Annotated in this window: 20 protein-coding genes; 2 read left to right on the forward strand and 18 right to left on the reverse strand. The window is 72.2% G+C overall.

The window, feature by feature from the left end; all coding sequences use genetic code 11:
* Positions 1-64: 64 nt before the first annotated feature.
* Positions 65-832 (reverse strand): ABC transporter permease, encoded by a 768-nt coding sequence (locus tag EJF31_RS08620; protein ID WP_125036668.1) that lies wholly within the window; start codon positions 830-832, stop codon positions 65-67.
* On the reverse strand, positions 829-1,536 hold the full coding sequence (locus EJF31_RS08625; protein WP_125036669.1) for an ABC transporter permease: 708 nt from the start codon (positions 1,534-1,536) through the stop codon (positions 829-831). The genes EJF31_RS08620 and EJF31_RS08625 overlap by 4 nt, the downstream gene beginning before the upstream one ends.
* A 35-nt stretch (positions 1,537-1,571) precedes the next feature.
* Here EJF31_RS08625 and EJF31_RS08630 point away from each other — a divergent pair, with 35 nt between their 5' ends.
* Positions 1,572-2,534 carry an ABC transporter ATP-binding protein gene (locus tag EJF31_RS08630; RefSeq protein ID WP_125036670.1) on the forward strand — a complete coding sequence of 321 codons (963 nt, stop codon included), beginning with the start codon at positions 1,572-1,574 and terminating at the stop codon, positions 2,532-2,534.
* 118 nt (positions 2,535-2,652) lie between these two features.
* On the opposite strand, the gene EJF31_RS08635 is transcribed toward EJF31_RS08630, so the two are convergent.
* From EJF31_RS08635 to dacB, 13 genes are all read right to left on the reverse strand, one after another.
* Positions 2,653-3,750: a GNAT family N-acetyltransferase gene (locus EJF31_RS08635; protein WP_221767505.1), complete on the reverse strand. Its 1,098-nt coding sequence runs from the start codon at positions 3,748-3,750 to the stop codon at positions 2,653-2,655.
* Positions 3,751-3,845: 95 nt separating this feature from the next.
* Complete coding sequence (locus tag EJF31_RS08640; protein ID WP_125036671.1) at positions 3,846-4,439, reverse strand: hypothetical protein; 594 nt, start codon at positions 4,437-4,439, stop codon at positions 3,846-3,848.
* A gap of 9 nt (positions 4,440-4,448) precedes the next feature.
* Positions 4,449-4,937, reverse strand: coding sequence for a DUF3180 domain-containing protein (locus tag EJF31_RS08645; protein WP_125036672.1), 489 nt, complete (start codon positions 4,935-4,937; stop codon positions 4,449-4,451).
* Positions 4,934-5,503 carry a 2-amino-4-hydroxy-6-hydroxymethyldihydropteridine diphosphokinase gene (gene folK, locus EJF31_RS08650; RefSeq protein ID WP_125036673.1) on the reverse strand — a complete coding sequence of 190 codons (570 nt, stop codon included), beginning with the start codon at positions 5,501-5,503 and terminating at the stop codon, positions 4,934-4,936. The genes EJF31_RS08645 and folK overlap by 4 nt, the downstream gene beginning before the upstream one ends.
* Entirely contained in the window at positions 5,500-5,871 is a 372-nt protein-coding gene (folB, locus tag EJF31_RS08655) for a dihydroneopterin aldolase (RefSeq protein WP_125036674.1), read from the reverse strand. The genes folK and folB overlap by 4 nt, the downstream gene beginning before the upstream one ends.
* Complete coding sequence (folP, locus tag EJF31_RS08660) at positions 5,868-6,728, reverse strand: dihydropteroate synthase (protein ID WP_125036675.1); 861 nt, start codon at positions 6,726-6,728, stop codon at positions 5,868-5,870. Before folP ends, folB begins: the two co-directional genes overlap by 4 nt.
* A gap of 8 nt (positions 6,729-6,736) precedes the next feature.
* Entirely contained in the window at positions 6,737-7,351 is a 615-nt protein-coding gene (gene folE / locus EJF31_RS08665; RefSeq protein WP_125036676.1) for a GTP cyclohydrolase I FolE, read from the reverse strand.
* Between the two features lie 2 nt (positions 7,352-7,353).
* Positions 7,354-9,408: an ATP-dependent zinc metalloprotease FtsH gene (gene ftsH / locus EJF31_RS08670; protein ID WP_125036677.1), complete on the reverse strand. Its 2,055-nt coding sequence runs from the start codon at positions 9,406-9,408 to the stop codon at positions 7,354-7,356.
* A 126-nt stretch (positions 9,409-9,534) separates the two neighbouring features.
* Entirely contained in the window at positions 9,535-10,086 is a 552-nt protein-coding gene (hpt, locus tag EJF31_RS08675; RefSeq protein ID WP_125036678.1) for a hypoxanthine phosphoribosyltransferase, read from the reverse strand.
* Between the two features lie 23 nt (positions 10,087-10,109).
* Entirely contained in the window at positions 10,110-10,823 is a 714-nt protein-coding gene (locus tag EJF31_RS08680; protein WP_125036679.1) for a hypothetical protein, read from the reverse strand.
* A 92-nt stretch (positions 10,824-10,915) separates the two neighbouring features.
* Positions 10,916-11,890, reverse strand: coding sequence for a tRNA lysidine(34) synthetase TilS (gene tilS, locus EJF31_RS08685; protein ID WP_125036680.1), 975 nt, complete (start codon positions 11,888-11,890; stop codon positions 10,916-10,918).
* A gap of 28 nt (positions 11,891-11,918) precedes the next feature.
* A complete protein-coding gene (locus EJF31_RS08690; RefSeq protein WP_260430720.1) occupies positions 11,919-12,953 on the reverse strand; it encodes a zinc-dependent metalloprotease in 1,035 nt (344 codons plus the stop codon).
* Positions 12,954-13,003: 50 nt separating this feature from the next.
* Positions 13,004-14,368 carry a D-alanyl-D-alanine carboxypeptidase/D-alanyl-D-alanine-endopeptidase gene (gene dacB, locus EJF31_RS08695; RefSeq protein WP_125036681.1) on the reverse strand — a complete coding sequence of 455 codons (1,365 nt, stop codon included), beginning with the start codon at positions 14,366-14,368 and terminating at the stop codon, positions 13,004-13,006.
* A gap of 177 nt (positions 14,369-14,545) precedes the next feature.
* Here dacB and EJF31_RS08700 point away from each other — a divergent pair, with 177 nt between their 5' ends.
* Complete coding sequence (locus EJF31_RS08700; protein ID WP_125037705.1) at positions 14,546-15,043, forward strand: inorganic diphosphatase; 498 nt, start codon at positions 14,546-14,548, stop codon at positions 15,041-15,043.
* 30 nt (positions 15,044-15,073) lie between these two features.
* On the opposite strand, the gene EJF31_RS08705 is transcribed toward EJF31_RS08700, so the two are convergent.
* The 3 genes from EJF31_RS08705 to EJF31_RS08715 form a co-directional block, all read right to left on the reverse strand.
* The gene (locus EJF31_RS08705) at positions 15,074-15,736 is read right to left on the reverse strand and encodes a class I SAM-dependent methyltransferase (protein ID WP_185736176.1); all 663 of its coding nucleotides are present in this window, start codon (positions 15,734-15,736) and stop codon (positions 15,074-15,076) included.
* A 162-nt stretch (positions 15,737-15,898) separates the two neighbouring features.
* Positions 15,899-17,878 carry an acyl-CoA dehydrogenase gene (locus tag EJF31_RS08710; protein ID WP_125036683.1) on the reverse strand — a complete coding sequence of 660 codons (1,980 nt, stop codon included), beginning with the start codon at positions 17,876-17,878 and terminating at the stop codon, positions 15,899-15,901.
* A gap of 43 nt (positions 17,879-17,921) precedes the next feature.
* Positions 17,922-19,238, reverse strand: coding sequence for a C40 family peptidase (locus EJF31_RS08715; RefSeq protein WP_125036684.1), 1,317 nt, complete (start codon positions 19,236-19,238; stop codon positions 17,922-17,924).
* Positions 19,239-19,333: the final 95 nt, after the last annotated feature.

The raw sequence follows: 19,333 nt of genomic DNA on the forward strand, positions 1-19,333 counted from the left end.
GGCTTCTACCTTCTGTGTCCCGCGGGTCCGGCCCGCGCGTGTCCGGTGGTGCTGGGAACGGCGCTCAGGCGCCGACGGATTCGGCGTCCGACGCTGCAACACTAGGACGTCCCCCGGACATTCCGCCGTCACGATTGCGTCTCGGCGCGCGCGGCACCGGGTCGAGCGCCCGCTGGGCCGCTGCGGCGACGAGCTCGAGGACCAGGGCGACGACGGCGACGACGACGGCGCCGGCGATGCCCTTGCCGAACTCGTTGCGGGCGAAGCCGTCGGTGATGACCCGGCCCAGGCCGGGTCCGGCGACCAGGGCGGCGATGGTCGCGGTGGCCCAGACCTGCACCAGCGCGAGCCGGATCCCGGAGAGGACGAGGGGCGTGGCGAGGGGGAGCTCGACCCGTCGGAACTTCTGCAGTCCGGTCATGCCCATGCCGTCCGCGGCCTGCTTCACGTCGGCGGGCACCTCACGCACCGCGACGTACGCGTTGGTGATGATCGGTGGCAGCGCGAACAACGCCAGTGCCAGCAGGGTCGCCAGGCCGGCGCGCCCGTAGGGCCCGAACTCGCGGGTCCCGGGGAAGTCGGCGGTGACGAAGAGGGCGAGCAGGGCGAAGGTCGGGACCGCCCGGCCGACGTTGGAGATGTTGACGGCGAGGAGGCCGCCGCGGCCGAGGTGGCCCAGCCACAGGGCCAGCGGCAGGCCCAGCACCAGGGCGATGACGAGGGCGGTGCCGGTGAGGAGGAGCTGCTGGAGCATCAGGTGCAGCAGGCCGCGGTCGCCGGTCCAGCTCGAGCCGGCGCTGAGGTAGGCCCAGGTGTCGCTGAAGACCCTCATGCTTGAGCTCCCCGGGTCCAGGGGGTCAGCAGCCACTGGACCAGCACGATCAGGAGGTCGAGGACCACCGCGAGGACGACGCACAGGATGGCCGCCGCCATCAGCTCGGCCCGGAAGTTGGTGAACACCCCGTCCGAGATCAGGTTGCCCAGTCCCCCGTAGGACACGAGGGTGCCGACGGTGGTCAGCGCGACGGTCGAGACGGTCGCGACGCGGAGCCCGGCCATCATCACCGGCAGCGCCAGGGGCAGCTCGACCCGCAGCAGCAGCCGTGAGGCGCCGTAGCCGAGCCCGACCGCCGACTCGCGCACGTCGTCGGGGACCGAGCGCAGCCCCTCGAGCATGCTGCGGACCAGGATCGTGAGCGCATACAGCGCCAGCCCGATCACGACGGTCCGCATCTCCAGGCCGGTGAAGGGCACGAGCAGTGGCAGCAGTGCCAGCGACGGGATCGTGTAGAGCGCGGTGCTGGCGCCCAGGATGGTCGTCTCCAGGCGCGGCAGGCGGCGAGCCAGCAGCGCCAACGGGAAGGCGATCGCGATGCCCAGCGCCACGGCGTACACCGTGATCTGGAGGTGCTGCACGGTCGCGTCGACGATGTCGGCACGGCGGTCGTGGAGGTACTGGCCGCAGAACCACTCGTTGGTCAGGCGGCTGTAGCAGCTCGGCTGCGCAGCGGTCGCCACCTGCGCGAGTAGGGTCACGGCATGGACGTTACCGGCTCCGGGACGAGCAGCCGATGATCCGACTGGCCGGGGTGGGCAAGACCTACGACGACGGCACCGTGGCGGTGCAGTCCCTCGACCTCGACGTCGAGGCGGGCGAGTTGGTCGTGCTCGTCGGGCCGTCCGGGTGCGGCAAGTCCACGACCCTGAAGATGATCAACCGGCTGATCGAGCCGACCACCGGCACGATCGAGATCGACGGACGCGACGTCACGCGGGTCGACCCGGTCAAGCTGCGCCGCGGCATCGGCTACGTCATCCAGCAGGTCGGGCTCTTCCCGCACCAGCGGATCCTGACCAACGTCATGACCGTCCCGCTGCTGTACGGCGAGTCGAAGGCCACCGCCCGGGCGCGGGCCGAGGAGCTGATGGCGCTGGTGGGCCTGGACCCCGCGACGTACGCCGACCGCTTCCCGCACCAGCTCTCCGGCGGTCAGCGCCAGCGGGTCGGCGTGGCCCGCGCGCTGGCCGCGGACCCGCCGGTGCTGCTGATGGACGAGCCCTTCGGCGCCGTCGACCCGATCGTGCGGGTGCGACTGCAGGACGAGTTCCTGCGACTGCAGCGCGACCTGGGCAAGACCGTCGTGCTGGTCACCCACGACATCGACGAGGCCGTGAAGATGGGCGACCGCGTGGCGGTGTTCGCCGCCGGCGGCCGGCTCGCCCAGTACGCCACCCCCGCCGAGCTGCTCGGCCGTCCGGCCGACGACTTCGTGGCCGACTTCGTGGGCTCGACGCGCGGCCTGCGTCGGCTCGCCGTCACCCCCATCGACCCCGCCCACCTCGAGCCGCTCGACGGCGTGAGCATGGGCGACCTGGGCGCCGCCATCGATGTCTCCTCCACGCTCGAGGAGGCCCTCGCGGTCCTGCTGCGGGACGACCGGCCGATGCTCGGGGTCAAGCAGGGTGCTCAGTTCGTGGGTGTCCTGACGCCCAACGGGATCCATCGGGCGTTGCGGGCGTCGCTGGCCGACTGAGGGTGCCCGAGGGAACTGCGGCTGCCCACCTCATGGGTTTCGACGCGCCCGTCGCGACCTCGTTCCTCGGTCGCGGGGCTTGCTCAACCTGGCCGGACAGCGACCCGGCGTTCGTTCCTCACGCCAGGTCGACCGGCACATCCCGATGCCAGGACTCGGTGACGTACTTCGTCTTCCAGCCCATGGACGTGTAGAGCCCGGCGGCGCCGGTCGGGGAGTCGGCGTCGACCTCGAGGCCGACGCGGTCGCGGCCACGCGCGGCGGCGTCGGCGATGATCGTGCGGAGCAGGCCCTTGGCCACGCCGCGGCCGCGGGCGGCCTCGAGGACGCCGAGGTAGGCGACGTACGAGCCGTCGGGGCCCTGGGCGCTCTCCGAGACCGTGCCGACCAGGCAGCCGACCGGCTGCGGGCCCTCACCGTCGGTGAGCTCGGCCAGCCACCAGTGGTCCCAGCGGTGGCCGGGGTCCTCGCGGAGCCGGTGCACGAACTCCTCGAAGGTCTCCTCGTAGTGGTTGAAGTGGTCCACGAAGGCGCCCTCGAGCACCTCGTGCAGCTCACGGAGGTCGTCCTCGTCGGGCATGCCCGAGCCCTGGCGGCGGACCAGGCGGAACGTCACGCCGTCCTTCTCCCAGTGGTCGGGGTCGCCGGTCAGGTCGGCCTCGTCGGGGGTGACCGGACGGGTCATCTGCCACCAGGTGCGGACCCGCTCGAAGCCGGCGCCGGACAGCCAGCGGTGCTGCCGCTCGTCGTCGGCGAACGCACCGGTGTCGATCTGCTGCACGTCGAGGCCGCGGGCCGCGCCCACGGCCTTCGCCTGGCCCACCGCCCACTCGAAGAGCACGTCGGAGCAGGCGTCGGAGACCTTGTCGGGGATCCCGCGCTCGACGATGTGCACGAACAGCATCCGGCCGGCGGCCCGGTCGTGGACGCTGCCCCAGGCCCGGATCTCGCCGTGGCCGTCGCGGACGACGACGTTCTCGCGCATCCGGAGGCCGTGCTCGGAGACCTCGACCATGACGTCGTCGACGCCGGAGGCGGCCCAGCCGCGGCCCTCGCGCTCGTGGCCGCGCAGCAGCTGCGTCAGGCGGGCGACGTCGAAGCGGTCGGACGGGTCGGGCGTGCCCACCGTCCAGCCCTTCGGGAGGCCCGACTCCTCGAGCGTCTCCTCCAGGACGACGTCGGGGTCACTCTCGAACCTGCTGTCCTCGGGGATCACCCTGCGGATTCTGCCGTACCCGGCAAGAACAACCGACCCGCCCGCGTGCAGCGGACGGGTCGGCGTGGTCTGGGTCTCAGCCCCGGGAGGCCTGCTCAGGCGTGGCGGCGGACCCCGGTGGAGAGCCAGGCGTCCAGCTCGGCACGGAGTACGTCGATCTCCTGCTCCAGCTCGGCCACCCGGACGATCGCCTCGGCGGCGCGCTCCTCGGCCTCGTCGAGACGGACCGTGACGTCGCGGCCCTCGGTCTCGGCGACGTCGGCGCGGCGGGCCTCGGCGTTCATCTTGCGGGTGGCCTCGGCGGCCCGCTTCTGGGCCGAGGTGAGCGCGACCTCGAGCTCGGAGATGGAGTGCTCGTGGGCGTCGATGCGGGCCTGCATGGCCGCGGAGAACTCCGCGTGCTCGGCGGTGCGGGTGACGGTCAGGTCGCGGTAGGCCTGTGCCTGCTCGGCCCGGTCGCGGGCCGCCTCACGTCGGGTCTCCATCAGCTCGGAGTGGGTGATGCGGGTGGCCGCGGCGCCGAGGACGACGCCGAGCACGGCAGCGACGGCGACCAGCAACCACGAGCCGCTGAGGACGGCGCCGAGGACGACCAGCGCCGAGATCACGATGAGCGCGACGGCAACAGTGAGGCGGGTGCTCCGCTGCCGACGACGAGCCTTGGGGGCTCGAGACTGAGGGGAAGGCATGAAAGCAGGTTAGGTGTCGTCACCGTCGGAACCGACGCGACACGCTCGCTCGAGGAGCACCGCTGTGATGGCGATCGCCACACCGGCGACCGCAGCGGCCGCGGACCGCCAGGCACGCTGGGAGGCGAGGTCGCTCTGGACCCCCAGCCAGGACAGCGCGTAGCCGGCGTACCCCCCGGCCATGAGGGCCCCGACCAGCGCGCAGGCGCGGGCCAGGACCAGTCGGTTGACCATCCGGTGCGCCTCGGGCCGCTGGCGGTGGACGTGGACCGAGCGGTAGGTCAGCCACGCGGTCGTCCCGAGGATGGCGGCGACCAGGAGCAGGGCCAGCGGTTGGGCCCAGGTGACGACGGGGGCGGCCGCCATGTAGCGCTCGGCGTACCCGTGGAGGAGCCAGCCCCCGACGAGGCCGGCGAGCGCCCACCCGACGAGGACGCCACCGGACGTCGGGCGGAGGTGCCCACCCGAGGGTTCCCCCTCGGGCGGGTCGGCCGTCACTGGATCTCGAGCGTCAGGTCGTCCCGACGCGTCACGCCGCTGCTGTCGGCCTTCTCGAGGAGGAGCGCGACCGGACCGAGCTCGGGGAACTCGGCGTCGGGCTCGAGGTCGAACCACGGCTGCAGCACGAAGGCACGCTCGGCGGCACGCGGGTGCGGCAGGCGCAGGGCGGGCTCGTCGCTGCGGCGGTCGCCGACCACGATCAGGTCGACGTCGAGGGTGCGGGGCGCGTTCTTGACCTCGCTGCGCTCGCGCTCGAAGGCGTCCTCGATGGCCAGGGCGCGGTCCATCAGGCGCGTCGCGGCCAGCGTGGTGTCCACGGTGACGACGGCGTTGAGGTAGTTCTTGGCGTCCTCGGGGCAGTCCACGGGCTCGGTCTCGTAGACCGGCGAGACGCCGGTGACCCACACGTCCGGCGTGTCCGCGATCGCGTTGACGGCGCCCTGCAGGGCCGTCAGCCGCTCACCCAGGTTGGACCCCAGTGCCAGCACCGCACGGCGGATCGGGCGCATCTCACCAGTGAGCGTGTCCGCGTCGATGATGTTGGGGTTGGGGGTCTCAGTCACTTCTCGCCCTCACGTGTTCGGGTGATCGTCAGGGCGACGTCCGCGAACGTCGCCTCGATGGGTGCATCCGGCTTGTGGACCGTGACCCGCACCCATTCAACACGAATGTCCAAGAGGCAGACACCCGCGATCCGCTGGGCCAGGGTCTCGATCAGGTCGACCGGATCGTTCTCCACGGCGGCTTGCACCGAGGCAACGAGACTTCCGTAGTCGACGGTGTCGCGCAAGTCGTCCGAGGCGGCCGCAGGCGTGGTGTCGATGCCCAGTGCGAGATCGATCACGAACGTCTGGCCCTCGCGTCGTTCGAAGTCGAAGACGCCGTGGTGGCCGTAGCACTCGATGCCGAGGACGGCGAGCTCGTCGGTCACTCCTGGCCTTCCTGTCGCGGGTCGTGCAGGCGGTGGACGACGCGCAGCGCGTCGTGGCTGGACCGTACGTCGTGGACGCGGATGCCCCACACACCGACCCTGGCCAGCTCGACGGTCAGGGCGACGTTGGCGGCCTCGCGCTGGTCGACGGGACGGGGCCCGTGCTCGTCGCCCAGCAGCGTCCCGAGGAACGACTTGCGGCTCGCGCCCACCAGCACCGGGTGGCCCAGGGACAGGACCTCGCCCAGGCCGCGGAGCAGCTGCCAGTTCTGCTCGCCCTGCTTGGCGAAACCGAGCCCCGGGTCGAGCACGATCCGGTCGGCCTCGACCCCCGCGGCGACGGCGGCATCGACGCGCCGGGCCAGCTCGTCGCGCACGGCACGGACGATGCCGCCGGGGGCGTCGTACGTCGCGAAGTCGGCCATGTGCTCGCTGTGGGCCCGCCAGTGCATCGCCACGTAGGCGACCCCGGCGTCGGCGACGACCGCCAGCATCCGCTCGTCGGCGAGTCCGCCGGACACGTCGTTGACGATCGTGGCGCCGGCCGCCACCGCGGCCTCGGCCACCTCGGCGCGCATCGTGTCCACCGAGACGACGGCCCCCTCGGCGGCGAGCGCGGTGATCACCGGGACGACGCGCTCCAGCTCCTCCTCGACCAGTGGCCGGGTCGCGCCGGGCCGCGTCGACTCCCCGCCGATGTCCAGGACGTCGGCACCGTCGGCCAGCAGCTCGCGGCCGTGCTCGATCGCGGCGTCGGACTCCAGCCACCGGCCCCCGTCGGAGAACGAGTCGGGGGTGACGTTGACGACGCCCATCAGCCGGGGCCGGCCGATCGGCGCGAGGATCCCCGGGGACATCGACGGACTCACCGGTTGCGGTGGATGAGCGCCATCGCCTCGGAGCGGGTGGCGGCGTTGTGCATCATGCCGCGGACCGCCGAGGTGATGGTGCGGGCGCCGGCCTTGCGCACGCCCCGCATCGTCATGCAGAGGTGCTCGGCCTCGATCACGACGATCACTCCGCGCGCCTCGAGGATCTTCATGGCGGCGTCGGCGACCTGGGTCGTCAGCCGCTCCTGGACCTGCGGGCGCTTGGCGTAGACGTCGACGAGCCGGGCCAGCTTCGACAGCCCGGTGATCTTGCCGGTCTCCGCCGGGATGTAGCCGACGTGCGCGACACCGGTGAAGGGGACGAGGTGGTGCTCGCACATCGACCAGAGCTCGATGTCACGGACCAGGACCATCTCGTCGTGGCCGATGTCGAAGGTCGTGGTGAGGACGTCCTCGGGCCGCAGGTGCAGGCCGCTGGTGAGCTCGGCGTAGGCCCGGGCGACCCGGGCCGGGGTCTCGAGCAGCCCCTCACGCTCGGGGTCCTCCCCGATCGCGTAGAGCAGCTCGCGGACGGCCGCCTCGGCGCGGGCGTGGTCGAAGGGGGGCACGTCCTCGGGAGCGCGCTCCACCGCGTGGATCCTGTCGGTCATGGCTAGGCGTTCGGCAGTCCCGAGTCGTTGCCCAGGCCGGGCTGGCCGTGCACGTCGCCACCGGAGCCGGGGGGCGTGATGATCGCGCCCGCACCGGCCTCGTGGCCGTGGGAGGCGCCGTTGGCGGCGGCCCGGTCACGGATCTCCTGCGGCACCTCGACCGGCGGCAGCTCGGAGGGGTTGCGGTCCGGGGAGCCGGTCCAGGCCGGGCGCGCGGGGCGTCGGCGCAGCGGCTCGAAGACGGCGGCCACCTCGGCCTTGTCGAGGGTCTCCTTGTCGAGGAGGGCCAGGACGAGCGCGTCGAGCACGTCGCGGTTCTCCTCGAGGATGTCGAAGGCCTCCTGGTGGGCGGTCGCGAGGAACTTCTTGGTCTCCTCGTCGACGATCGCGGCGACGTCCTCGGAGTAGTTGCGCTGGTGCCCGAAGTCGCGGCCCAGGAACGGCTCGGAGTTGGACTCGCCCAGCTTGATCGCGCCGAGGCGCTCGGTCATGCCGTACTGGGTGACCATGGCCCGGGCCAGCGAGGTGGCCTTCTCGATGTCGTTGCCGGCACCGGTCGTCGGGTCGTGGAAGATCATCTCCTCCGCGGCCCGGCCGCCCAGCATGTACGCGAGCTTGTCGAGCATCTCCGAACGGGTCTGGGAGTACTTGTCCTCGTCGGGCAGCACCATGGTGTAGCCCAGCGCCCGGCCGCGCGGCAGGATCGTGATCTTGTGGACCGGGTCGGTGCCGGGGAGCGCCGCGGCCACCAGGGCGTGGCCGCCCTCGTGGTAGGCCGTGATCAGCTTCTCCTTCTCGCTCATCAGGCGGGTGCGGCGCTGCGGACCCGCGATCACCCGGTCGATCGCCTCGTCCAGCGACGCGTCGGTGATGAGCTTCTGGTTGCCGCGCGCGGTGAGCAGCGCGGCCTCGTTGAGCACGTTGGCCAGGTCGGCGCCGGTGAATCCGGGGGTGCGCCGGGCGATCGAGAGCAGGTCGATGTCGGGGGCCATCGGCTTCCCGCGCGAGTGCACCTTGAGGATCATGTGGCGGCCGTTGAGGTCCGGGGCGTCGACCTGGATCTGGCGGTCGAAGCGGCCCGGGCGCAGCAGTGCCGGGTCGAGCACGTCGGGACGGTTGGTCGCGGCGATCAGGATGACGCCGCCGCGGACGTCGAAGCCGTCCATCTCGACGAGAAGCTGGTTGAGGGTCTGCTCGCGCTCGTCGTGGCCGCCGCCCATGCCGGCGCCACGGTGGCGACCGACGGCGTCGATCTCGTCGATGAAGACGATGGCCGGGGCGTTCTCCTTGGCCTGCTCGAACAGGTCGCGGACCCGGCTGGCGCCGACACCCACGAACATCTCGACGAAGTCGGAGCCGGAGATGGAGTAGAAGGGGACGCCGGCCTCGCCGGCGACGGCGCGCGCGAGCAGGGTCTTGCCGGTGCCCGGAGGACCGTAGAGCAGCACGCCCTTGGGGATCTTGGCGCCGACGGCCTGGAACTTGGCGGGCTCCTGGAGGAACTCCTTGATCTCGCCGAGCTCCTCGATGGCCTCCTCGCAGCCGGCGACGTCGGAGAACGTCGTCTTCGGCATGTCCTTGGAGATCAGCTTGGCGCGGGACTTGGCGAACTGCATGACGCCGCGGCCGCCGCCGCCCTGGACCTGGTTCATCAGGAACAGGAACAGCAGGATGATCAGCGCGAACGGCAGCAGGGTGGCCAGGATCGACCCGATGAGGCTCGGCTTGGCGACCTCGTCGGTGTACTTCTCGATCGTGCCCTTGTCGACCTGGGCCTGGACGGCGTCCTGGAAGGTCTGCTGGGTGCCGTCGATCCAGTACGTCGTGATCTTGTTGCCACCGGACCGGTCGACGCTGTCGTCCAGCGTGGCCTTGATCTGCTGGTCACCGTCGACGAAGGTGACCTCGCTGACCTCACCCTTGGCGATGTACTCGCTCATGGTGGACGTGGCGACCTCGTCGTACCCGCCGTTGGGCGCGAGGTACTGCAGGGCGAGCAGGACGCCCACGACGGCAAGGACGATCCACAGCCAGGGACCCTTGAATATGCGCTTCACAGGCTTCTCTCGGACGCGTTGATCTGAACGGTCGACGGTACACGCCCGTCGGCTACCGACATTCTCGCAGGCGACGCCAGCCCGGGGGCGGCGGAGCCGATTTCGGTGCCCGGCTCGGTGCCCGGCTCAGGAGTAGACGTGGGGGGCCAGCGTCCCGATGTCGCGCAGGTTGCGGTACTTCTCGCGGTAGTCGAGGCCGTAGCCGACCACGAACTCGTTGGGGATGTCCCAGCCGACGTACTTGACGTCGACGGGCATCTGCAGGGCCTCGGGCTTGCGCAGGAGGGTGCAGATCTCGACGCTCGCGGGGTTGCGCGAGGTCAGGTTGGAGGTGAGCCACGACAGCGTGAGGCCGGTGTCGATGATCTCGTCGACGATGACGACGTGGCGCCCGGAGATGTCGGTGTCGAGGTCCTTGAGGATCCGGACGACACCGCTGGACTTGGTGCCCGACCCGTAGGACGACACCGCCATCCAGTCCATCTCGACGTGGCGGCCGAAGCTGCGGGCCAGGTCGGCCATGACCATCACGGCACCGCGGAGGATGCCGACGATCAGCAGCTCCTTGCCGTCGTAGTCGGCCTCGATCTCCTTGGCCAGCTCCGCGAGGCGACCCTGGATCTGGGCCTCGGTGAAGAGCACGTTGACGAGGTCGTTCTCCACGTGGGACGCGTCCATGCCGAGCAGCCTAGATCAGGGGGTCACCAGGCGTTCGGGCGGGCGACGAAGCGGTGGTGGTGCTTCTTCTTCTTGGTGACGGTGAGCTCCACGGCCTTGGACTTCGAGGGCAGCACGCCCGTGTCGGGGTCGCCCAGGAACAGGACCTGGACGTCGTGGGTGCCGGCGCCCAGCCTGGGCAGCGTCAGCCTGCCCGCACCCTTCTTCAGCGTCACGGTGTCGACCTTGTCGCCGTCGACGGTCACCTTGGCCTCGCCCGGGACGGGCGTGACCTGCTTGCTGACGGTCTTGAAGGTCACCTCGCCCCGGTCGCCGACCGGGATCGAGTCGTCGGTGAGGGTGGCGGTCGTGGTCGTCGGGACCAGCCTGGTCATCGTGATCTCACCGAGCGACACCCGCTGGAGGCGCCGCTTGACCAGGACGTCGTCCATCTCGAGCGGCGCGAAGCCCGACCGCTCGAAGGTGAGCGCGAAGTCACCCTTGTGTCCGACCGCGAGGAAGAAGTAGCCGTGCTGGGGGCCGTGGGGCCACTGGCTCGCATAGGTGAGGGACGAGGCGGCGACCTCGCCCGTCGGGCGGGTGGCCTCCACGTTGACGTTGTCCACGGCATTGCCGAACTGGTCCACGACGACTCCCTGGATCAGGGGGAGGTTGGCGTCGTCTGCCTGCGCGGGGGCGACGCCCAGCAGCGACAGCGCCAGGGCGGTCAGGACGACGGCGGTGCGGTGCTTCCCCATGACGGTTCCTCTCGTGGCAGTGGTGCCATCGAGTGACGCTAGGGAGGCGCAACCCCGATTTCCGGGAAATCGTCGTGAATGGCCCGAACGGGTCACTCGGATCGTCGAAAGGCCAGCAGCCTCTCGGCACGGACCAGCCGCAGGTGTCCGGGCAGGTCGATCCACTTCTGGCCGCGCCATCCGGTGACCAGGGCGTCCATGGCGAGGACGTGGTCGTGGAAGAGCTCCGCGGCCGGGGAGCCGGCGGCGAGGGCGGCGAGGCGCAGCACCCGACGGCGTACGGCGGTGGGGGCGGGCTCGAGGACGTCGAGGTCGAGCCCGTCGGGGCGGGCTGCGGCGAGGAGCAGGTCGTCGGCGAGGTCGTCGAGGTGCTCCATGTCGACGCGGAGCTGGTCGGCGGTGCGGGCCAGGGTCTCCGCGACGCCGGGCCCGAGCTCGTCCTCGAGGAGCGGCAGGACGCGGGTGCGGATGCGGGAGCGGGTGAAGCGCGGGTCGTCATTGTGCGGGTCGCTCCAGAAGACGATGCCCTCCACCTCGCAGGCGGTGACCGTGTCGGCGCGGGCCACGTCGAGGAGGGGGCGGCGGTAGCGGTCGAAGGCGCGGCGCATGCCGGCGAGCGAGCGGCCCCCGGACCCGCGGGTCAGGCCCAGCAGGACGGTCTCGGCCTGGTCGTCACGCGTGTGGCCGAGCAGCACCGCCCCGGCCCCCACCCGCTGGGCGATCTCGTCGAGGACGGCGTAGCGGGCCTCGCGGGCGGCCGCCTCGGGGCCGAGCCCGCCCCCCTCGACGCGCACCCGCGCCGAGAAGGTCTCCGCCGCCCCGAGCTCCGCCATCTGGGCCACGACGCGTGCGGCCCGCTCGTCCGAACCCTCCTGCAGCCCGTGGTCGACGGTGGCGCCGACGACGTGCCAGCCGCCCTTGCCGGCCTCGAAGACCGTGGCCGCGAGCAGCGCCAGGGAGTCGGCGCCCCCGGAGCAGGCGACCACGACGGTCGCTCCGGGCGGCAGGTCGGCCAGGCTCCGGCGTACGCCGAGGCGGACGGCGGCGACGGCGGGGTGCAGGCTCATGCGGTCGGATCCGGTCAGGTCTGTCGGGTCAGAGGACGCGGGCCATCCAGGCGGCGTGGTCGGTGATCTCGGCCTTCGAGGGAAGGTTCTCCGGGCGCTCCCAGACGGCGTTGAAGTCGTCCATGCCGACCTTGTCCACGACGCCGCGCACGAAGGCGGCCCCGTCGCGGTACTGCGCCATCTTGGCGTCGAGGCCCAGCAGGCGACGCAGGATCTTGTCGAGGGTGCCGACGCCCTTGCGGCGCTCGTTGAAGCGGCGGCGGATGTGCTCGACGGAGGGGATGACCGACGGCCCGACGCCGTCCATCACGACGTCGGCGTGGCCCTCGAGCAGGGACATGACGCCGGTGACCCGGTCGACGATCTCCTTCTGCTCGGGCGTCCCGATGATGTCGATGAGGCTCTGGCCGCTCTCGCGGCCACCCTTCAGCGCCTCGGTGATCCGCTTGATGCCGTCGTCGAGGAACCGGCTCGGCTCCATCGTCTCCGCGATGGCCTGCATCTCGCCGAAGAGGTGGTCGCGCATCCACGGGACGGCGGTGAACTGGACCCGGTGGGTCTCCTCGTGGAGGCAGACCCAGAGCCGGAAGTCGGTCGGGTCGACGTCGAGCTCGCGCTCGACGTGCACGATGTTGGGCGCGACCAGCAGCAGCCGGCCGGAGGGGTCGTGGAAGGGGTCGAACTGGCCGAGGACCTTGCCGGCCAGGAACCCGAGCAGCGCACCGACCTCGGCCCCGGTCACCCGGGAGCCGATCGCCAGGGACAGCCCGCTCGGGGGGCCCTTCTTGGAGGCGAGCTTCTCGATCACGGGCGCGAGGATGGTGGCGAAGCCGTCGGCGTTGGCCTGCACCCAGCCGGGCCGGTCCACGATCAGGACGGGTGCCGTGCGCTCGGCCGCGACGAGTCCGGTGAACTCGCGGACGAGGCCGGTCGACCGGTCGGCCCCGGCACGGAGCTCGGCGACCGCGCGCTCCGCCTCGGCGCGGGTCACGTCAGGGCCCTCACCCGCCAGGCGCGAGCCCAGCGACACCGCGAGGTCCCAGTCGACCATGCTCGAGTTCATGCCGAGACCCTACGCGGCTGGCGAAAGGTGCGGAGCCGGACGAGGGGCGCTCAGCCGCAGTGGCAGGCGGCCAGCGAGGCCGCGAGGTCGTCGAGGGCCTCGCGGGCGGCGTCGGTGTCGGTGAGCGCCACCCGGTCGGCCATCAGGACGAAGATCATCGGGTGCCCGTCGAGGTCGGTCGTGACCCCGGCGAGGGCGCTGACGCCGCTGAGGGTGCCGGTCTTGGCCCGGACCCGCCCGCGCCCCGCGGGCACGGAGTCGGCGAAGCGGTCGACCAGCGAGCCGCTGAACGCGGCGACGGGCAACCCGCTGAGCAACGGCCGGAGCTCGGGGTGGTCGGCCGACGCGGCGGCCTGGAGCACCGCGGCCAGGGTGCCGGGGTCGAGGAGGTCCTGGCGGGAGAGACCGCTCCCGTCGTGCAGGACCGCACCGTCCAGCGGGACGCCGAGCTCGTCCAGCACGGCGCGTACGCCGGCGGCACCACCCGTGAACGAGCCGGCCCGGCCGGTGGCCAGTCCGACCTGGTGGGCGAGCACCTCCGCGGCCTCGTTGTCGGACCAGGTGAGGGTCCACTCGACGATCTGGGAGAGCGGCGGCGAGTCGACCGACGCCAGCGGCGGCGCCGTCGACGGGACGGTCGCCTCGGTCGGCCGTCCGGCGACGGTGATGCCGGCATCCGTCAGGGCGGCCGCGAAGGCGCGGGCCGCCTCGAGGGCCGGGTCGGCCACCCGGCCGAGCCCGCTCGGGGTGTGGCCCTCGTCGACCCACAGCGGACCGATCGGGGTCACGACGCCGTCGGGCAGGTAGTCGTCTGGCCAGTGGGTGCTGGCGCCGGGGCCGCTGAAGAGGGACGTGTCGTAGCCGACGCTCGTGCGCCGGATGCCCTTGTCCTTGAGGGCCTTGGCGGTCTGACGGGCCAGGTCCACCACGTTGGCGGTCACCGGGTAGGCGTCCTTCGAGGGGGCCGAGGCGAGCAGCGGGTCTCCCCCGCCGACGAGGACGACCTGGTGGTGCTGCCCGGAGACCACGCGGGTCTGGAAGGTGTGCTCGGGACCGAGCACCTCGAGGGCCGCGGCCGTCGTCAGCAGCTTCATCGTGCTGGCGGGGGTGGCGGCCCCGTCGGCCTGCGAGAAGACCGGCGTCCCGTCGAGCCGGGTGACCAGGGCGAGCACGTCGGGGCCGAGGTCCGGGTCCGCCAGGGCCGGGGCGAGCGCCCGGCGCACCTTCGCCGGCGCCAGCGGCCCGTCGACGGCGGCCGGGGCCACGGCAGCGGGGGCGGCGTACGCCGGCAGCGTCAACCCGGCGGGCGGTGCGACGGCAGCCGGGTCGGTGCCCGGGTCGGCGTCCCCGATCCCCGCCCGCTGCAGCCCGTAGGTCGTCCCTCCCGCCACCAGCACGGCGAGCACCAGGACCACGGGAACCCAACGGAGGAAGGGGTCCGGCCAGTGGCGTGTGTCACGTCTCGCCACCCTTTGCCCCTTCCGACTGCGCTTTTGGGGTCATTGTGCGGGAGACTGGCCACGGCCCAGACGCTGGGCCCACATGGACACCCGGCCCGCAGGGGCCGATGACGCTCGCGGAGGAAAGACGTGCTGGAGTTCGACGTACTGGTGGAGATCCCCAAGGGACAGCGCAACAAGTACGAGGTGGACCACGAGAGTGGCCGCATCCGCCTCGACCGGACGCTGTTCACGTCGACGCAGTACCCCGCCGACTACGGCTACATCGAGAACACCCTCGGCCTCGACGGCGACCCGCTCGACGCGATGGTCATCCTCCAGGAGCCGACGTTCCCGGGCTGCCTCATCAAGTGCCGCGCGATCGGCATGTTCCGCATGACCGACGAGGCCGGCGGCGACGACAAGGTCCTGTGCGTCCCGGCGACCGACCCGCGCCAGGAGCACCTGCGCGACATCTCGCACGTGTCGAAGTTCGACCGCCTCGAGATCCAGCACTTCTTCGAGGTCTACAAGGACCTCGAGCCCGGCAAGTCCGTCGAGGGCGCCGAGTGGGTCGGCCGCACCGAGGCCGAGGCCGAGGTCGAGGCGTCGTTCAAGCGCCTCATCGACAACCCCGGCGCCATCCACTGACGCCACCCCTCCGCTGAGCCGTCGCGGGAGTCAGCGGCGTACGCCTCGGAAGTAGCCGATCGCGCCGCTGATCTCCAGTGACACCTCGCCGACCCCTCCCGCGGACATCCACCGCGTGACGTCGTCGCCGGTGCAGCCGGGCCCGAGCAGGCCCGCTGCCCGGCCCGCCACCCGCAGGGGCTGGTAGCGGGCGCCCGTGTCGTTGAGCAGGGCGCTCCCGGTGATGACGCCGCCCGGTCGCAGCACCCGCACCATCTCGACCATCGCCCGCGCAGGGTCGGGGAAGCAGTGCAGCCCCGTGAACGAGACGACCAGGTCGAAGGACCCGTCGTCGAACGGCAGCTCCTCGACGTCGGCCAGCCGCGGCCGGACCTGGTCGGCCACGCCCCGCTCGCCGGCCGCGTGCATCGTCCGGTCGAGCATGGCCTGGGCGATGTCGGCGGCGACGTACTCGACCCCCTGGTCGCGCCGCAGCCCGCGCAGGGCCACGCCCCCACCGCACGGCACGTCGAGGATGCGCGCGCCGGACGGTTGGCGGCCGATCTCGGCGGCCGCGCGGTAGAGCCTGCGCAGGTCGCTCCCGATCCCCAGCCTCCACAGCATCCCGCCCAGCTGCGGGTGCTCGACGCTCCAGTCGTAGAACGACGCCCAGAGCGGATCCTCGCTCCAGGAGCCGAGGCCGGGCACTCTCATGCCTGGCCGTCGCGAGCGGCGTGATGCGGGATGTCCGGCAAGGCGGAGGAGGGAGGCGGGACGGAGTCCCGATGACCGACGACAACGCAGCCGGGCGCCTGCAGCGCGCCGCGCAGCAGGCCACGGCATGAGGGTGGGCGGCCTGAGCCCGGGACCTTCACGTCAGCCGACCAGGTCGGGCGAACGCAGCATCTCGGGAGGTACGCCGAAGCCGTCGACCAGGTCCTCGGCGATCGGCCGGATCCGGCGGCAGAGCCGGTTGACCTCGCGGCTGATCGACTTGGACCGCTGCACCGTCAGCCGGCCGTGCTCCATGAACCAGGCCCGGTCGGCCTCGATCGTGGACAGGGCGTGCAGGTCGCAGAGCAGGTTGAGCGCCACCTTGAGGTCGCCGTCGGGCAGGGCACCCACCTTGGCGACGAAGGCCTCGAGGACGAGCCGCTCGACGTGCGCCCGGGCGGCCGCGATCACGTGGTCCTGGACGCGGGAGAAGACCACGCCGGGGTTCATCCCGTTGTCGATGCCGCGCTTGAGGCGGCGCGCGACGCCGGCGAGCATGTGCTCCTCGCGGAAGCGGAGCATCTGGAGTTGGTAGTCGGGGTCCATGAGCCCGGCCTCCTGGTCCCAGTCGTCGCCGCCGGGCAGCAGGTCCTTGACCCGCTCGAGGAGCTTGTGGACGTTGGTCCGCTCGATGACGGTCTCGACCGCCATCCCGGCCACGAACCGGACCATGCCGAACTGGTCGAGGTCGGAGAACTCGCTGGAGTAGTCGGTCAGCAGGCCCTTGGCGACCAGCTGGAGCAGCACGTGGTTGTCGCCCTCGAAGGTCGTGAACACGTCGCTGTCGGCCTTGAGCGCGGTGAACCGGTTGACGGCGAGGTAGCCGGCGCCGCCGCACGCCTCGCGGCACTCCTGGATGGTGCGGGTGCCGTGCCAGGTGCCGAGCGCCTTGGTGCCGGCCGCGCGGGACTCCAGCTCACGACGGGTGTGCTCGTCGTCGCTGATCCCGGAGAAGACGTCGTGGAGCTGGCCGGCCACGACCTCCTGGGCGAAGTGCAGCGCGTAGGTGCGGGCGAGCAGCGGGAAGAGCCGGCGCTGGTGCATGCCGTAGTCGAGGAGCAGCTCCTCGTGCTCGTCGGACGACGCCTCGAACTGGCGGCGGCGCAGGGCGTACTTCACCGCGATGGCCAGCGCGACCTTGCTGGCGTTGATGCTCGCGCCGCCCACGCAGACGCGGCCCTGGACGAGGGTGCCGAGCATGGTGAAGAAGCGCTTGTTGGGGTTCTCGATCGCGGACTCGTAGACGCCCGCGGCCGACACGTCGGCGAACCGGTTGAGCAGGGCGCCGCGCGGGACGCGGACCCCGTCGAACCACAGGCGGCCGTTGTCGACGCCGTTGAGCCCCATCTTGGCGCCGTCGTCCTCGATCCGGACGCCCTGGCAGGGCTTGCCCTTCTCCCGGATCGGCACGACGAAGGCGTGCACCCCGCGCCCCTCGCCGCCCACCTCGAGCTGGGCGAAGACGACGGCCAGCTCGGCGTGCTTGGCCGCGTTGCCGATGTAGTCCTTGCGGGACTGCTCGCCGTGGGTGGTGATGACGAACTCCTCGGTCGCCACGTCGTAGGTCGCGACGGTGCCGAGTGCCTGGACGTTGGAGCCGTGGCCGGACTCGGTCATCGCGAAGCAGCCCATCAGCTCGCCGGTGACCAGCCGCGCGAGGTAGGCGTCGTGGTGCTCCTGCGTGCCGAGCTGGAGGATCGCGCCGCCGAACAGCCCGAACTGCACGCCGACCTTGACCAGGACCGAGAGGTCGCCGAGCGCCAGCGTCTCGAACGCCGCCACCGAGGCGCCGATGTCGCCGCCGCCGCCGTACTCCTCGGGGAAGCCCATGCCGGTCTGGCCGGTCGAGGCCATCTCGACCACGACCTGCTTGACCCGCTCGCGGAACGCGTCGCGGTCGAGCGTCTCGGCCTCCTCGAGGATCGAGGCGTACTCGGCGAGGTTGGTGCGGACCAGGCCGCGGACCTCGGCGTACTTGCCGTCGAGCAGCGCGGTCAGCGCCGCGACGTCCACATCGGGCGGGGTGTGCCGCGGTGCGCCCGCGCCCTCGGAGGACGGTGGGGCGGCGGTGTCGGTTGCCATGACCGAACGCTACCGGGACCGGGCGGGGACGGGGCGGGGACGGTCAGGGGCGTGCGTAGAAGTTGGGCGGGATCCAGTAGTAGAGCGACTCCTCCGACACCGGCCGGCCGGTGCGCGGGGCGTGGATGATCATGCCGCCGCCGACGTACATCGCGACGTGGTAGATCGAGGACGGGTCGCTGGAGGACCCCCAGAAGACCAGGTCGCCCGGCTGCAGGTCGGAGGGCTGGATCGGCGTGGACTGCTCGTACTGCGCGACGGAGTAGTGCGGCAGCGAGCGGCCACCGGCCTGCCAGGCACCCATCGTGAGGCCGGAGCAGTCCCAGGCGTCCGGGCCCGCGGCACCCCACCGGTAGGGCTCGCCGAGCTGGGCGCGGGCGAAGTCGACGGCACCCTGGGCACCACCCGCGGGGGCCGGCGGGGCGGGGGGTGCCGGCGGGGCCGGCGGTGGCGTCGGGGTCGTCGGGGTCGTCGGGCTGCTCGGCGCGGGAGCGTCCTGCTGCTGTTGCTGCTGCGCCGCCTGCTGGGCGGCCTGCTGGGCTGCTGCCGCGGCGGCCTGCTGGGCTGCGGCCTGCGCCGCCGCCTCGGCCTCGGCCTGGGCGGCCGCGGCGGCCGCGGCCTGGGCCTGCGCCTCGAGGGCCGCCTGGCGCCGAGCGGCGAGCGCGACGCTGACGTGCTGGAGGTGGGCGAGCTGGGTGATCAGCTCGGTCTTCCGGGCCGCGATCGCGCGGGCGTCGGAGGCCGCGGCGGCCGCAGCCGCGCGGGCCGTGTCGCGCGCCGCACGGGCCGCGTCCTGGGCGGCGGAGGCAGCGTCCCGGGCCTGGTCGGCCTGTCGCGTCGCGACGTCTGCGAGCGTCGCCGCTGCGCGGAACTCGTCGTAGTGCCCGTCGAGCGCACCCTCGGCGTTCTGCATGGTGGTGGCGCGCTCGATGACGGTCGTGATGCCGTCGGACTTCGCGATCGCGGACAGGGCGGTCAGGCCCGGGGCGAGCTCGTAGGAGGTGACCAGGGCGTCGCTGTAGACAGCGCGCTGGCGCTCGACGTCGGCGGCGGCCACGTCGGAGTGGACCTGCGCGGCGTGGGCGGCGAGCCGCGCCTGCTGCGCCTCGTAGCGGGCGCCGTTGAAGGCCTCGGCGGCCTGGGCCGCCTTCACGGCCGAGGCCTGGAGGCGCTGGTTGGCCAGCACCAGCTGGGCGCGCACCGAGGCCACGTCGGTGGCCTTGTCGCGGACGGCGACCTTGGCGTCGTGCACGTCCTGGCGCGACGGCATCCCGTGGTCGTCGGCGGCGGCGATCCCCGCGGTGACCCCCGAGGAGACCCCCAACGCGAGGGTCAGCGCGGCCGCCGTTGCGATCCCCATGATCCGCACGTGTGGTCTCCCTGGCTCTTCGACTGGTAGTGCCTCGGGCGACTTCCCCATCGCCCGAGGCACTCGAAGAACGTTAGTGAACTTCT

Source organism: Nocardioides sp. LS1 (assembly GCF_003865225.1).
GTDB classification, from domain to species: Bacteria; Actinomycetota; Actinomycetes; order Propionibacteriales; family Nocardioidaceae; genus Nocardioides; species Nocardioides ginsengisegetis.